Raw genomic sequence first — 13,246 nt, 5'->3', positions numbered from 1 at the left:
CGATCGAAGGGCGACGGCGTCATCATGACGCTGATGGTCTTCCTCAATCGCATCCAGTTCGCGCCGGGCGCGCTGGGCGAACTCGTGGGTGAACTGGCCCTCGCCGCCATCACGCGGCCCCTGGTGGTGACGGATCGTGGCGTCGCGGCGGCAGGGGCGCTGGACAAGCTGCTCGCCAGCCTGCCTGCCGGCATGGCGCATGCCGTCTTCCAGGACACGCCGCCCAACCCGACGGAGGCCGCGGTGCGCGCCGGGGCCGCGGCCTTCCGCGCATTCGGCGCGGATGGCGTGATCGCGGTCGGCGGCGGATCGCCGCTCGACCTCGCCAAGGCCGTGGCGCTGGCGGTCACGCATCCCGCGGAGACGCTGGCCCCCTATGCGGTGGTGGAAGGCGGCCTTGCGCGCATCACCGCCGCGGCGGCGCCGGTGGTGGCCGTGCCGACCACCGCCGGCACGGGCAGCGAGGTGAGTCGCGGGGCGCTGATCGTGCTGGATGACGGGCGGAAAGTGTCGATCGGGAGCCCCTTCCTGATCCCCCGCGCGGCCATCTGCGATCCCGTGCTGACGCACTCCATGCCGCCCCTGCTGACGGCCGCCACCGGCATGGACGCGCTGGCCCACTGCATCGAGACCTTCTGCGCGAAGAGGGAGAACCCGGTCGCCGACGCCATCGCGCTGGACGGGTTGCGGCGCGGCTGGGCGGCGCTGCCGCAGGCGGTCGCGGGCGATCCCGGCGCGCGGTCGGCCATGATGCTGGCCTCGATCGAGGGCGCCCTGGCCTTCCAGAAGGGCCTCGGCGCCGTGCATGCGCTGTCCCATGCCCTCGGCGCACATCCATCCTGCCCGCATCACGGCACGCTGAATGCGCTGCTGCTGCCCGGCGTGCTGCGCTTCAACGCGCCGGCGCTGGCGGACAGGCTGCCGCTGCTGGCCGCCGCCATGGGCGTGGCGGAGGTGGCGGACGCCATCGATGCCTCCAACAGGCGGCTCGGCCTGCCCGCGGGGCTTGCGGCCATGGGGATCGGCGCGGACGCGCTGCCGGCCGTGGCCGAAGCGGCGATGCGCGATCATCATCACCTCACCAATCCGCGTCCGGCGACAGCGGCCGACTATCTCCGCCTGCTGCGCGACGCCCATGGAGCATCCGGCGCATGACGGCGCATGACCAATTCCCCAGGACGACGCTCGACCACGTGCCTCGCACGATGTTCGACAAGATCTGGGACCGCCACCGCGTGCTGGAGCGGGAGGACGGGCAGGTGCTGCTCTATGTCGACCGCCACTTGGTGCATGATGGCTGCGCCCCCGCCTTCGCCATGCTGCGCGCCCGTGGCCAGAAGCTACGCGCGCCGGAACGCGTCTTCGCCAGCCCCGACCACTACGTGCCGACCGACACGCGGGAGACCGCGGAGATCGCCAACCCCGAACTGCGCGGGATGGTGGAGGCGCTGGACCAAGCGGCGGCGGAGAGCGGCTTCCGGCTGTTCGGGCTGAAGGACGCCAACCAGGGCATCGTGCATGTCGTGGGGCCGGAAACCGGCATCAGCCAGCCCGGCATGATCATCGTGTGCGGGGATAGCCACACCTCCACGCATGGCGCCCTCGGCGCGCTGGCCTTCGGCATCGGCATGACGGAAGTGGGCCATGTGCTGGCCACGCAATGCCTGTGGCAGCGCAAGCCAGCGACGATGCGGATCACCGTCGATGGCACGCTGGGCTTCGGCGTGACGGCGAAGGATCTGATCCTGCACATCATCGCCACCATCGGCGCCGCCGGCGCCACCGGCCATGTCATCGAATATGCGGGGCCGGCGGTGCGCGCCCTGACGATGGAAGGGCGCCTGACGCTCTGCAACATGTCGATCGAGGCCGGTGCCCGCGCCGGCATGGTGGCGCCGGATGACGTGACCATCGACTACCTCCGCGGTCGCGACTACGCGCCCAGGGGCGAGGAATGGGACCGCGCCGTGGAACGCTGGCGCGCCCTGGCCAGCGATGCCGATGCGCGCTTCGACCGGGAAGTGGTGATCGACGGCAATGCCGTGGCCCCCACCGTGACCTGGGGCAATTCGCCGCAGGATGCCGTGCCCGCCACCGGCGCGGTGCCGGACCCCGCCGCGGCACCCAACCCCGAACGCCGCGCGGCGATGGAGGAGGCTCTGGCCTATATGGGCCTCGATGCCGGGCAGCGCATGGCGGATATCCCCGTGCAGCGCGTCTTCATCGGGTCCTGCACCAATGGCCGCATCGAGGATTTCCGCGCGGCCGCCGCCGTGCTGCGCGGCCGCCGCGTGGCGGAGGGTGTCGTCGCCTGGGCCGTGCCGGGCTCCGCCCCCGTGAAGCGCCGGGCGGAGGCCGAGGGCCTGGACCGCGTCTTCCGCGACGCCGGCTTCGATTGGCGGGAAGCGGGATGCGCCATGTGCCTGGGCACGAATGGGGAGATCGTGGCACCCGGCGTGCGCGTGGCCTCCACCTCCAACCGCAATTTCCGGGGCCGCCAGGGGCCGGGGGCGCGGACGCACCTGATGTCGCCCGCCATGGCGGCGGCGGCGGCGGTGACGGGGCGCATCACGGATGTGCGCGACCTCGTGCAGGGAGACGCGTGATGGAGAAGTTCCTGCGCCTGGAATCCGTGGCCGTGCCCTTCGCCAAGGACAACATCGACACGGACCAGATCCTGCCCGCCCGCTTCCTGCACCTGCCCCGCGATGCCGACCATGGCGCCTGCCTGTTCCGGGACCTTCGCACGCGCCCGGATGGCACGGAGATCGAGGATTTCCCGCTGAACCGCGGGCCTTGGCGGCAGGGCCGCATCGCGCTCGGCGGGCAGAACTTCGCCTGTGGCTCCTCGCGGGAGAATGCGGTCTGGGCGATGCATGGCCACGGGTTCCGCGCCGTCATTGCGCCCTCCTTCGGGGACATCTTCGCGCAGAACGGGCTGAAGAATGGCCTGCTGCCCGTGGTGCTGCCGGCGGCGACCGTCACGATGATGATCGCGCAGGCCGAGGCCGATCCGGCGGGCGAGGTGGTGGTGGACCTGGAAGCGCAGACCGTCACCGCTGCCGATGGCAGCGTGCACGCCTTCGATATCGATCCCTTCGCGCGGAAATGCCTGCTGGAAGGGTTGGACGAGATGGCCGTGACATTGTCCTATGCCGATGAAATCGCCGCCTTCGAGAGTCGCTTCGGGCGGGAGAACAACTGAGGAAACGACAGTGATGCATATCGCAGTGCTGCCCGGCGACGGGATCGGCCCGGAGGTGACCGCGCAGGCCGTCAAGGCGCTGCGCGCGCTGGCCGCCAACGGCCCGCAATTCGAGTTCACCCAGGCCCTCGTTGGCGACGCGGCCTACGATGCCGGCGGCGATCCGCTGCCGGAGGAGACGGCCCGCCTGGCCGAGCGCGCCGATGCCGTGCTGTTCGGCGCTGCCGGGACCTATGACAGCGATCTGCGCCCGGCCGAGGCGCGTGGCGGCCATGCGCTGCTGCGGCTGCGCAAGCGCATGGACCTCTTCGCAAACTACCGCCCCGTCTTCGCCTTCCCGGAGCTCCTCGGCGCCTCCACCCTGAAGCGGGAGGCGCTGGAAGGCGTGGACCTGGTGGTGCTGCGCGAGCTGACGGGCGACATCTATTTCGGGCAGCCCCGCGGCATCTCCGTGGTGGATGGCGAAAGGGTCGGCATCAACACCATGCGCTACACGGAATCCGAAGTGCGCCGCGTGGCGCATGCAGGTTTCCGCGCGGCGCGGCTGCGGCGGCGCAAGCTCTGCTCCGTCGACAAGGCCAATGTGCTGGAGACCAGCCAGCTCTGGCGCGCCGTCGTCACCGAAGTGGCAGCGGACTACCCCGATGTGGAGCTGACTCATCAGTACGTGGACGCGGCGGCGATGCTGCTGGTGCGCAAGCCCCGCGACTTCGACGTCATCGTCACCGGCAACATCTTCGGCGACATCCTGTCCGATGCCGCCGCGATGCTGACCGGGTCCATCGGCATGCTGCCATCGGCCTCCCTCAACGCGGAAGGGCGCGGGTTGTATGAGCCCGTGCATGGTTCTGCGCCCGATATCGCGGGCAAGGACATCGCCAATCCGCTGGCCTCCATCCTCTCCGCCGCCATGATGCTGCGGCTCTCGCTCGGCCAGGGCGGGATGGCGGACCGGATGGAGACGGCGGTGCGGCATGTGCTGGCCGAGGGTCTGCGCACCGCCGACATCATGGAGGACGGCGCGACGCTGGTCGGCACGGAAGCCATGGGCGATGCCGTGGCAAGGGAGTTGTCACGCCTCGCCACGGCCTGAATACCGAAGAACAGAACAGGGAGGATAACGACAATGACCAGGGGAACCACCCGCCGCGCGATGCTCGGCGCGGCGCTTGCCTCGCCGATTCTGTCGCGCGGCGCCGCGGCGCAGGCGGACTGGCCGGCGCGGCCGATGCGCTGGGTCGTCGCCTTCGCGGCCGGGGGCGCCGCCGATACCGCGGCGCGCGCGCTGGCGGCGGACATGCAGGATGCGCTGGGCCAGAGCATCGTCATCGAGAACCGGACGGGCGGCAACGCGGTGATTGCCGCCAATGCGCTGCTGCAATCCCCGCGCGACGGCTACACCTTCCTGGTCGATGCCGCGAACCAGCTGACCAACCCCGTGCTGATGCGCGACCTGCCCTTCGACTACGCCACCGCCTTCATGCCCATCACGCAGATCTCCGCCTTCCCGCAGGTGCTGGCGGTGAAGACGGATTTCCCCGCCCGCACCGTCGCCGAGTTCATCGAGGTGGCGAAGACGCGGCCTGGCACCGTTTCCGTCGGCACGCCGCCAGCGGCGGGCATGGCGCATCTGGCGCTGGCGTCCTTCGAACGGCGCGCGGGGCTGCGCCTGGTGCATTCGCCCTATCGCGGCGGCGCGGATGCGGCGCGGGACATCATGGCGGGCGTGATCGATGCCGCGCTCATCACCACCTCCTCCATCCGCGCGCCCGTCGCGGCGGGCAAGGCACGGGTGCTGGCGGTGACGAGCCTGCAGCGCGTGCCCTCCATCCCCGATGTGCCGACGCTGGCGGAAAGCGGGTTTCCGGGCTTCGACCTGAATGACTGGAACGGCCTTTTCGCCGGGGCCGGCACGCCGCGCGCGATCGTGGAAAGGGTGGCGGCGGTGGCGGCGGTCTCCGCGCGTTCGGCCGCCGTGCGCGCCCGGATGGATCCGGCCGGCGCCGTCATGGTCGGCAATTCGCCGGAGGAATTCTCCAACTGGCTCGTCGGCCAGCGGCGGCTGGCGACCGAAGTGATCCGGGAAGCCGGGATCACGCTGGGCTGAGCCCGCGATGGCGGGGCGCACGCGCGCCCCGCCAGGCGGTATCAGCGCGCCGGGCGCGGCGGCACGGCTTCCGCCGAACGCAGCAGGCGTTCCCAGCGCTCCACCTCGCTCGCGATGAAGCGGGCGCTCTCTGCCGGGCTCTGGCCCGGGATGCTGTCCGTGCCGAATTCCGTGAAGCGGGCGCGCAGTTCCGGGGCGCGCAGCGCACGGATGGTGGCGGCATGAACGGCACCCTGCACATCGGCCGGCGTCGCGGTCGGCACCATGATGCCCATCCAGATGCTCATGGACGCCGGCACGCCGGCTTCCAGCAGCGTCGGCAATTCGGGGGCGGAGGGGCTGCGCTGCGCCGTGGTGACGGCAACCGCGCGGGCCTGGCCGGCGCGGGTGGTCTGCAGCGCGGTGGAACTGGCATCGAACAGCATGGCGATGCGCCCCGCCACCAGGTCCAGCGTCGCAGGCGCACCGCCGCGATAGGGGATTTCCGTCATCGTCACGCCGGCGGCCTGCAGGAACATCAGCGCCGTCAGGCCGTTGGTGCCGCCCGTGCCGGTGCTGCCATAGTCGAAGCGGCCGGGATTGGCGCGCACCAGCGCGAGGAACTCCGCCAGGTTGGTGGCGGGCGTGCTGTTCGCGATCATCATGATCATCGGCGCCTCGCCGACGATGGTGATCGGCGTCAGCGCCTGGATGATGTCGAGGTTGGGGTTCGGCGCGATCAGCCGGAGCACGGAATGGCCGGTGTTGGTGAACAGGATGGTGTGCGCGTCGGGGGCGGATCGCGCCACCGCTTCGGCGCCGATGCCGCCACCCGCGCCGGCGCGGTTCTCCACCACCACGGGATGCGCCAGCTGCGTCGTCATCGTCTGCGCCAGCACGCGCGCCACCACATCGGTGCCGCCGCCCGGCGCATAGGGCACGATCAGCCGTACCGGACGCTGCGGCCATTCCGCGGCGAGAGTCGGCTGCGCCCCGAACAGCAGCGCCGCCAGGGCCATGCCCCAGCGTGTCGCGGTCTTCATCCTGGACATTCTTCTTTCCTCCCTCGAACGCGTTGGTCGTCGGTGGTCAGCCTGGCCGGGCGAGTGCGGCGAAGCGCCGCGTGATCGCCGCCGGCGACAGGCCATAGGTCTGGAACAGGTAGGGCGCGCCCGCGCCCTCGGCGAAGACGTCATCGACGCCGAGCCGCGCGAAGCGCGTGGCGATGCCGGCTTCCGCGATCACCTCCGCCACCGCGGAGCCGAGGCCGCCCACGATCGAGTGGTTCTCCGCCACCAGCAGCGGCTTTCCTTCCGCTGCCAGGGAGCGCACGAGATCCGTGTCCAGCGGCTTAGGGCTCGTGACGTTGACGAGGCCCGCCTGGATGCCCTGTTCCGCCAGCGCGTCCAGCGCCTCCAATGCGAGCGTCACCATCACGCCGCTCGCGATGATCCAGCCATCGCGCCCCGGCCGTACGATCTGCGCCTTGCCGAGCGGCGGCAAGCTTTCCGCCGTGAACAGCTTCGGCAGGTCCCCGCGCTTGATGCGCATGTAGGCCGGGCCGTCATGCGCCACGAGCTGCGCTAGAAGCGGGGCCACATGCGTGGCGCAGGCCGGTTCCACCACCACCATGCCGGGCAGCGCGCGCATCAGCGCGATGTCGTCCGTCGCCTGGTGCGTCGGCCCGCCCGGGGAGGTGAGGCCGGGCATGAAGCCGACGAGTTTCACATTCGCCCGGGGATAGGCGATCTGCAGCGTCACCTGGTCGAAGCTCCGCCGCGTGGCGAAGACGCCGAAGGTGTTGACGAAGGGAATGTCGCCACTGCGCGCCATGCCGGAGGCGACGCACATCAGATTCGCCTCCGCGATGCCGATGTTGAAGAAGCGGTCGGGAATGCGGTCGCGGAACAGGTCGGTCTCGGTCGGGCCGGTCAGGTCGGCGCCGAGACAGACGATGCGCGGATCGGCCTCCGCCAGCGCCAGCAGCGCGCGGCCATAGGCCTTGCTGTCCGTCGGCGTGCCGGGGCGCCAGACGGCACCAGAATTGGCAATGGTGATGGGCGCGCGCACCTGGCTCATCCTTCCAGCTCCACCAGCGCCTGGGCGGCGACATCGGGCGGCAGCTTCGCGAAATGCGCCTTGCGGCCTTCCAGCGCCGTCACGCCGCGGCCGGGAATGGTATCGGCCAGCAGCACCGTGGGCCCTTCGACATGCGCGCGGGCCGCGGCGAAGGCGGCCAGCAGGGCATCGAGGTCATGCCCATCCAGCGTGATCGTGTTCCAGCCGAAGGCGCGCCACTTCGCCGCGATGTTGCCCATGTCCATCACGGATTTCGTGGAGCCATCGACCTGCATGTCGTTGACATCGACGATGGCGCAGATGTTCGAGAGCTTGAAGGCGCTGGCGGACATCACCGCCTCCCAGGTCTCGCCTTCCTGCATCTCCCCATCGCCGATCAGCACATAGACGCGGCTGGCGCTGGCGCGGCGGCGCAGTGTCAGCGCCATGCCGACGCCGACGGAAAGCCCCATGCCGAGCGACCCGCAGGTGGCCTCCACGCCGGGCAGGCGTTCGCTGGCGATGATCTCCAGCGGACTGCCATCCACGCCGTATTGCGCGAGTTCCTGCACCGGCAGCGCGCCGCGTTCCGCCAGCGCGGCGAACAGCCCCACGCCGTAATGCGCGGGGGAGAGGATGAAGCGGTCCCTCCCCTCCCAGCCGGGATCGTCGGGATCGAAGGCCATCTCGTTGAAGTAGAGCGCGGCGAGGATGTCGGCGGCGCCGAGGCCCTGTCCGACATAGCCCTCCGCAATGGGCGCGACCATCCGCACGACATGGCGGCGCAGGCGCAGCGCCTTGTCGGCCAGGGCGGCGCCTTCCAGGCCGAGGCGGTGGGGGCGGTTCATGCCGTCAACTCCGAGGACAAGGCATCCACGGCCAGCATCGCGTCGCGGATCGCGGGCGCGGTCAGAGCGGGGCCGGACAGATGGGTGATGTGGGGTGCCGTCATGGTGGCGGCCGCGATGCGGTCCAGCGCCGCGACATCGTCGCGCGCGATGCCGATGCCCCGCAGGCGTGTCGGCAGGCCGATGCCGGCGCAGATGGGGATAAGGCGGCGCAGCATCGCCCCTTCACCCGGCGTCGCCTGAAGCTGCACCAGCAGGCCGAAGGCCACCTGTTCGCCATGCGGGCAATGCGCGATGGCGGCTTCGCGCGTGAAGCCGCGCGTCAATGAATGGGCGAGCGAAAGGCCACCATTCTCGAAGCCCAGGCCGGACATCAGGATCACGGCCTCCACCGTCGCCTCGAAGGCCGGCGTCAGACGGCCGGCTTCCGCATCCGCCATCGCCTGCGCCGCATGCGTCATCAGCGTCTCGAACCCCAGCGCTGCGATGGCGGCGGGGGTGCGGAGCGCGCGCGTGCCCTGGGGCGTGATGCCATCGACGGCGGCGCATCCCTCGGCCTCGAACCGCTTGGTCAGGCCATCGCCGATGCCGGATCGCAGCAGGGCGGGCGGGGCGCGCAGCAGGATCTCGGTATCGACGATCACCGCTTCCGGGTTGCGGGGCAGTCGTTCCACGCGATCCAGCGCGCCGTCCTGGCGGTACATCACGAAGATGCGGCTGGTCGGGCTGTCATTGCTGGCCGCGGTCGGCACGGTGACGACGGGCAGGCCGCGCCGCAGCGCGACGGCCTTGGCGGCATCGATGGACCGCCCGCCGCCGAGGCCGATGACGCAGCCGGCATCCGCGGGCAGCGCCGCATCCAGCGCAGCGATGGCGCTGTCGGAGACCTCCCCCCGCAGCGCCGCACTGCCGCAGGCGACGCCCGATCCGCGTAGCGCATCCGCGATCACCGTGCCGTAGCGCGCGAGCACATCCGCATCCCCCACCAGCGCGGCGCTGCGCGTGATGGTGGCCAGCACGGGCCCGATCTCCCGCACCGCGCCGGGGCCTTGCAGGTAGAGGCGCGGGCCGCCAAAGGCGCGGATCATGCGGCCTGCCCCAGGCGGCGCCCGCCCAGCGCATAAGCTTCCTCCGCCAGGCGCATCACCGGCAGCATCGCCTCCAGCCCCGCCAGCGGCGGCACACCGCGGCGCGCACGGTCCAGCGCATCGGCGACGAAGGGCGGATACTGCCCGACATTCGTGGTGTGGGTCCGCACCAGGCGGCGCGTGCCGTCATTCGCCACCAGGTGCACGGTCTCCGTGTCCTGCACGAACAGGTAGTGGCGCGGCGTGCGCAGGGCGAAGTGCAGGTCGAAATTGCTGGTGGGCGCGGGGAAGAGGTAGCCGGTCTCCACCAGCGCGAGCGCGCCGCCCGGCCCGGCGAAGGCGACGGTGCCGTAATCCTCCACCGCATGGCCCCAGGCGGCGTTGGAGAAATGCGCCGCGACGGGCCGTGCCGCATCGCCCCACAGCGCATGGACGATGTCGATGAAGTGCACGCCGAGATTGAGCATGCAGCCACCGCCGGCCAGCACGGGATCAAGATTCCAGCCGCAGCCGCTGTCGAGGTAGCGCTGCGCGAAGCCCGCGATGAAGCGGAAGGCCATGTGCTGCACGCCGCCATCCTCGGCGGCAAGGTCCTGCATCAGCCGGAAGAAGTCGCCATTGCGGAACACAAGCGGCACCGCGCAGAAGGCGCCCCGCGATTCCGCCAGCGCGGCCAGGTGCTGCACCTGCGCCAGGTTCACGCCGCAGGGCTTTTCCAGCGCGAAGGGGATGCCTTCCTCGATCAGGAACTGCGCCTGGTCCGGCATGTCCGCATGGCGGCCGAGCGCGACGACGAAATCCGGCTTCTGGCGGCGGCAGAGTTCGCGAAAATCCTGGTCCGAGGGACAACCCAGCCTCTCCCCGATCGCGCGGGCGGCGGCGGGGTCGGGATCGGCCACGCCGGCCAGGGTGACGCCGGGCAGCGCAAGGGCGGGCTCCAGGTAGAGCGGCAGATGCCAATGCGACGCGCCGACGAAGGCGACCCTCATGCTGTTTCCCCCGATGTTGTGGGGAGCATGGCTCAGCCCCGCAAAAGTGTCGACACCAAGATTGCGGTTCCCAGGGCCGCATGGCAGTTTTGCGCCTGTCGCACCCCAAGTGTGGACACTACGCAAGGCAGCGATGCCCTTTCGAGGCATCGCGCAGGAGGAAGCCAAGGCATGGACCTCGTCACCGAGGCCGCGCGCGCGCTGGTCGGCGTGCAGTCCGATTGGGTGGAGGCGACCCACCCCGTGGAGGCGAGCGAGTTGCGCCGCTTCATGCACGCGATGATGGACCCCAACGCGCGCCACCGCCCCGGCTACACCGGCCCGCGGCATGACATGCCGGTGGCGCCGCTCGGCTTTCCCGTCCATGCCTATCGCCGCGCCGCCGCCGATGACTGGGACCCGATCGAGGGCCATGGCGACCCGGAATTCGATGGCGAGTCGCGCCTGATGCGCCCGCATCTGCCGCGCATGCCGGTGAAGCTGCGCGGCGTGCTGAATGGCGGATACGACTACGAATTCTTCAGCCATGCGCGCCTCGGCGAACGCATCTTCTGCCGCAGCGCCTATCGCGACGTGAAGCAGCGCCAGGGCCGCAGCGGGCCCATGGTGATCGTCACCATCGACGACGAATTCGCCGCCGGCGGGGAACGGCGGAAGCTGTTCCTCTGCACCACCAACCTGATCCTGCGCTGAGCATGGCCCCCGCCCTGGCGCCGCTGGCCGGCCTGCGCGTGCTGGAACTCGGCAGCGATGTCTCGCTGGCCTTCGCCGCGCGGCTGCTGGCCGATCTGGGGGCGGAGGTAGTGCGGCCGGAGATGCCGGGCGATGCGCTGCGCCATGCGGCGCCGGAGGGGACGCTCTTCGCCTATCTCAACGCCGGCAAGCGGCTGGTGGTGGCGACGCCCGATCAGGTTTCGGCGCTGGCGCGGGAGGCGGGGCTGGTGCTCTGGGCGCGGGATGCCGCGCCGGGTGCGCCGCTGCCGGCGCAGGATGATCCGGCGCGGGCACCGACGCTGGTGCTGACGGCCCATGGGCTGACCGGCCCGCGCGCGGGCGACCCGGGCAACGCCTTCACCACGCAGCATGGCGGCGGCTACGCCTGGCACCAGGCATGCCCCGTGACCGACCCCGAGGCCGCGCCGCCGCTGGGCTGCCCGGACCGGGAGGCCGCGATGCTGGTCGGCCTGGTCGCCGCCAATGCCGCCATGGCGGCCCTGGCGGAGCCCCCAGGGCCGTCGGCGCCCTGGATCGACCTGGCGTCGGAGGATGTCTTCGCCTGGATGCTGGTGGATGCGCTGGCGGAGTTGCATGACGGCGTGCTCGCCCCCGGCCGCCGGCGCATGCCGGGGCGGGAGATCACCATCGCCGGCGGGCTGATCTGGCTGCTGCCCTGCGCCGACGGCACCATCGTCGTCTCCCCGCGTGAGGACCATCAATGGGCGCGCTGGGTCGCGCTGATGGGCGACCCCGACTGGGCGAAGGACGCCGCGCTGTGCGGCACCCGCGCCACGCGCACGAAGCATGCGGCGGAGATCGGGCGGCTTATGCGGGAATGGTCCGCGACCGTTGCCTCCCGCCCGGTGTTCGAAGCCGCGCAGGCCGCGCGCGTGGCCTGCTTCCCCATCAGCACGGCGCCCGACCTGCTGGCCAATCGCCAGCTCGCCGCCCGCGGCTTCTTCCGGCCGCTGGCACTGGCGGATGGCGGCACGCTGCCCCTGCCCGGCCTGCCCTTCGCGATGCGCGATGGCGCCGGCGCGGCACTGCCGCGCGGCGCGCCGGCGGTGTGGCCGAAGCCGGACGGCGCGGCGCGGTTCCACACCACGCCCGCCGCGCCCTCACTGTCGGATGCGCGGCACCAGCGGCCGCTGTCGGGCGTCCGCGTCGTCGATTTCTCCTGGGTCGTCGCGGGGCCGATGGCGACGAAGATGCTCGGCGCGCTGGGGGCGGAGATCATCAAGATCGAATCCAGCCAGCGCGCGGAATTCGCCATGCGCGGCGGCTGGTTCGCCGTCATCAACAACAACAAGCGCAGCACGACGGTCGATATCACCACCGCCGGAGGCCAGGGGCTGATCCGCGACCTGGTCGAGCGGAGCGACGTGGTGGTGGAGAACTTCTCCTCCCGCGTGCTCACCAAGAATGGCCTCTCCTACGCCGACCTCGCCGCGGTGAAGCCGGACATCGTCTATGTCTCCGCCTCCGGCCTCGGCCGGCAGGGGCCGGAGCGTGACCTGCTGGCCTATGGGTCGCTGCTGCAATGCTACAGCGGCCGCGTCGGGCTGATCGGCCGCGCCAATCCGCAGCTGGAAGCCATGGGCGTGATGCCCGCCTGGACCGATCCCGTGACCTCGCTGTGGGAGAGCCTCGCCATCCTGGCGGCGCTGCGGCACCGCGCGGCGACGGGACTCGGCGCGCATATCGACCTGTCCATGCTGGAGGCCACGGTGGCGCTGCTGCCGGATGCGCTGCTGCATGCGGGGCTGGGGCGGACCGTGCCGCGCAATGGCAGCGCGGAGGATCTCTCCGGCGCGCCATCCGGCCTGTTCCGCTGCGCCGGCCCCGATGAATGGCTGGCGCTGTCGGCCACGACAGAGGCGCAGCGCCAGGCGCTGTCCCGGGTCATCGGCGCCACGACACAGGACGCGATCGCATCCTGGTGCCACAGCCGGGATGCGCGGCAGGCCGAGACCGTCCTGCGCGCCGCCGGCATTCCCGCCACCCGGTCGCGCGGGATCTTCGACCTGGTGGAGGACCCGCATCTGGCGGCGCGCCGCCTGTTCCAGCCCGTCGACGGCGGGGGATGGAGCATCGCGCTGCCCTGGATGCAGGCAAGCGGCGATCGCGGGCGCCTGGCGCCGGTGCCGCGCCTGGGTGCGGACAATGAGGATGTCTTCGGCCGCCTCCTCGGCCTGGATGCCGCGCGCCTGCAGGCGCTGGCGCAGGCGGGGGTGATCCGATGATCGAACGGCAAG

The 13,246-nt window shown here is 71.3% G+C and carries 12 protein-coding genes; 7 read left to right on the top strand and 5 right to left on the bottom strand.

The window, feature by feature from the left end; genetic code table 11:
• Positions 1-24: 24 nt before the first annotated feature.
• From BM041_RS13615 to BM041_RS13595, 5 genes are read left to right on the top strand one after another with little or no spacing between them, the layout of a single operon-like run.
• A complete protein-coding gene (locus BM041_RS13615) occupies positions 25-1,155 on the top strand; it encodes an iron-containing alcohol dehydrogenase (protein ID WP_092960308.1) in 1,131 nt (376 codons plus the stop codon).
• The gene (gene leuC, locus BM041_RS13610) at positions 1,152-2,606 is read left to right on the top strand and encodes a 3-isopropylmalate dehydratase large subunit (protein ID WP_092960306.1); all 1,455 of its coding nucleotides are present in this window, start codon (positions 1,152-1,154) and stop codon (positions 2,604-2,606) included. The genes BM041_RS13615 and leuC overlap by 4 nt, the downstream gene beginning before the upstream one ends.
• Positions 2,606-3,205: a 3-isopropylmalate dehydratase small subunit gene (leuD, locus tag BM041_RS13605; protein WP_092960304.1), complete on the top strand. Its 600-nt coding sequence runs from the start codon at positions 2,606-2,608 to the stop codon at positions 3,203-3,205. The genes leuC and leuD overlap by 1 nt, the downstream gene beginning before the upstream one ends.
• A gap of 13 nt (positions 3,206-3,218) precedes the next feature.
• Positions 3,219-4,298, top strand: a complete 1,080-nt coding sequence (gene leuB / locus BM041_RS13600) for a 3-isopropylmalate dehydrogenase (RefSeq protein WP_092960302.1) — start codon at positions 3,219-3,221, stop codon at positions 4,296-4,298.
• Between the two features lie 33 nt (positions 4,299-4,331).
• Positions 4,332-5,312, top strand: coding sequence for a Bug family tripartite tricarboxylate transporter substrate binding protein (locus BM041_RS13595; protein ID WP_092960300.1), 981 nt, complete (start codon positions 4,332-4,334; stop codon positions 5,310-5,312).
• A gap of 41 nt (positions 5,313-5,353) precedes the next feature.
• Here the strand turns inward: BM041_RS13595 and BM041_RS13590 are convergent, their stop codons facing one another.
• From BM041_RS13590 to BM041_RS13570, 5 genes are read right to left on the bottom strand one after another with little or no spacing between them, the layout of a single operon-like run.
• Positions 5,354-6,343, bottom strand: coding sequence for a Bug family tripartite tricarboxylate transporter substrate binding protein (locus tag BM041_RS13590; RefSeq protein WP_175533914.1), 990 nt, complete (start codon positions 6,341-6,343; stop codon positions 5,354-5,356).
• 37 nt (positions 6,344-6,380) lie between these two features.
• On the bottom strand, positions 6,381-7,370 hold the full coding sequence (locus BM041_RS13585; protein ID WP_092960296.1) for a transketolase family protein: 990 nt from the start codon (positions 7,368-7,370) through the stop codon (positions 6,381-6,383).
• Positions 7,367-8,197, bottom strand: a complete 831-nt coding sequence (locus BM041_RS13580) for a transketolase (protein ID WP_092960294.1) — start codon at positions 8,195-8,197, stop codon at positions 7,367-7,369. Before BM041_RS13580 ends, BM041_RS13585 begins: the two co-directional genes overlap by 4 nt.
• Positions 8,194-9,285: a glycerol dehydrogenase gene (locus BM041_RS13575; protein WP_092960292.1), complete on the bottom strand. Its 1,092-nt coding sequence runs from the start codon at positions 9,283-9,285 to the stop codon at positions 8,194-8,196. Before BM041_RS13575 ends, BM041_RS13580 begins: the two co-directional genes overlap by 4 nt.
• Positions 9,282-10,274, bottom strand: a complete 993-nt coding sequence (locus tag BM041_RS13570) for a Gfo/Idh/MocA family protein (RefSeq protein WP_175533913.1) — start codon at positions 10,272-10,274, stop codon at positions 9,282-9,284. Before BM041_RS13570 ends, BM041_RS13575 begins: the two co-directional genes overlap by 4 nt.
• 171 nt (positions 10,275-10,445) lie before the next feature.
• On the opposite strand from BM041_RS13570, the gene BM041_RS13565 reads away from it, so the two are divergent.
• Entirely contained in the window at positions 10,446-10,967 is a 522-nt protein-coding gene (locus BM041_RS13565) for an FAS1-like dehydratase domain-containing protein (RefSeq protein ID WP_092960289.1), read from the top strand.
• 2 nt (positions 10,968-10,969) lie between these two features.
• Positions 10,970-13,234: a CaiB/BaiF CoA-transferase family protein gene (locus BM041_RS30945; RefSeq protein WP_217648713.1), complete on the top strand. Its 2,265-nt coding sequence runs from the start codon at positions 10,970-10,972 to the stop codon at positions 13,232-13,234.
• Positions 13,235-13,246 lie beyond the last annotated feature (12 nt).

Source organism: Falsiroseomonas stagni DSM 19981 (genome assembly GCF_900114315.1).
GTDB lineage: Bacteria > Pseudomonadota > Alphaproteobacteria > Acetobacterales > Acetobacteraceae > Falsiroseomonas > Falsiroseomonas stagni.
This window is presented reverse-complemented; position numbering and strand designations above follow the sequence as displayed.

What these genes read in the sequence shown, in the direction of transcription:
- BM041_RS13615 (WP_092960308.1), top strand. Translation starts at nt 25, where the DNA reads ATGACGCTGATGGTCTTCCTCAATCGCATCCAGTTCGCGCCGGGCGCG.
- leuC (WP_092960306.1), top strand. Translation starts at nt 1,152, where the DNA reads ATGACGGCGCATGACCAATTCCCCAGGACGACGCTCGACCACGTGCCT.
- leuD (WP_092960304.1), top strand. Translation starts at nt 2,606, where the DNA reads ATGGAGAAGTTCCTGCGCCTGGAATCCGTGGCCGTGCCCTTCGCCAAG.
- leuB (WP_092960302.1), top strand. Translation starts at nt 3,219, where the DNA reads ATGCATATCGCAGTGCTGCCCGGCGACGGGATCGGCCCGGAGGTGACC.
- BM041_RS13595 (WP_092960300.1), top strand. Translation starts at nt 4,332, where the DNA reads ATGACCAGGGGAACCACCCGCCGCGCGATGCTCGGCGCGGCGCTTGCC.
- BM041_RS13590 (WP_175533914.1), bottom strand. Translation starts at nt 6,343, where the DNA reads ATGTCCAGGATGAAGACCGCGACACGCTGGGGCATGGCCCTGGCGGCG.
- BM041_RS13585 (WP_092960296.1), bottom strand. Translation starts at nt 7,370, where the DNA reads ATGAGCCAGGTGCGCGCGCCCATCACCATTGCCAATTCTGGTGCCGTC.
- BM041_RS13580 (WP_092960294.1), bottom strand. Translation starts at nt 8,197, where the DNA reads ATGAACCGCCCCCACCGCCTCGGCCTGGAAGGCGCCGCCCTGGCCGAC.
- BM041_RS13575 (WP_092960292.1), bottom strand. Translation starts at nt 9,285, where the DNA reads ATGATCCGCGCCTTTGGCGGCCCGCGCCTCTACCTGCAAGGCCCCGGC.
- BM041_RS13570 (WP_175533913.1), bottom strand. Translation starts at nt 10,274, where the DNA reads ATGAGGGTCGCCTTCGTCGGCGCGTCGCATTGGCATCTGCCGCTCTAC.
- BM041_RS13565 (WP_092960289.1), top strand. Translation starts at nt 10,446, where the DNA reads ATGGACCTCGTCACCGAGGCCGCGCGCGCGCTGGTCGGCGTGCAGTCC.
- BM041_RS30945 (WP_217648713.1), top strand. Translation starts at nt 10,970, where the DNA reads ATGGCCCCCGCCCTGGCGCCGCTGGCCGGCCTGCGCGTGCTGGAACTC.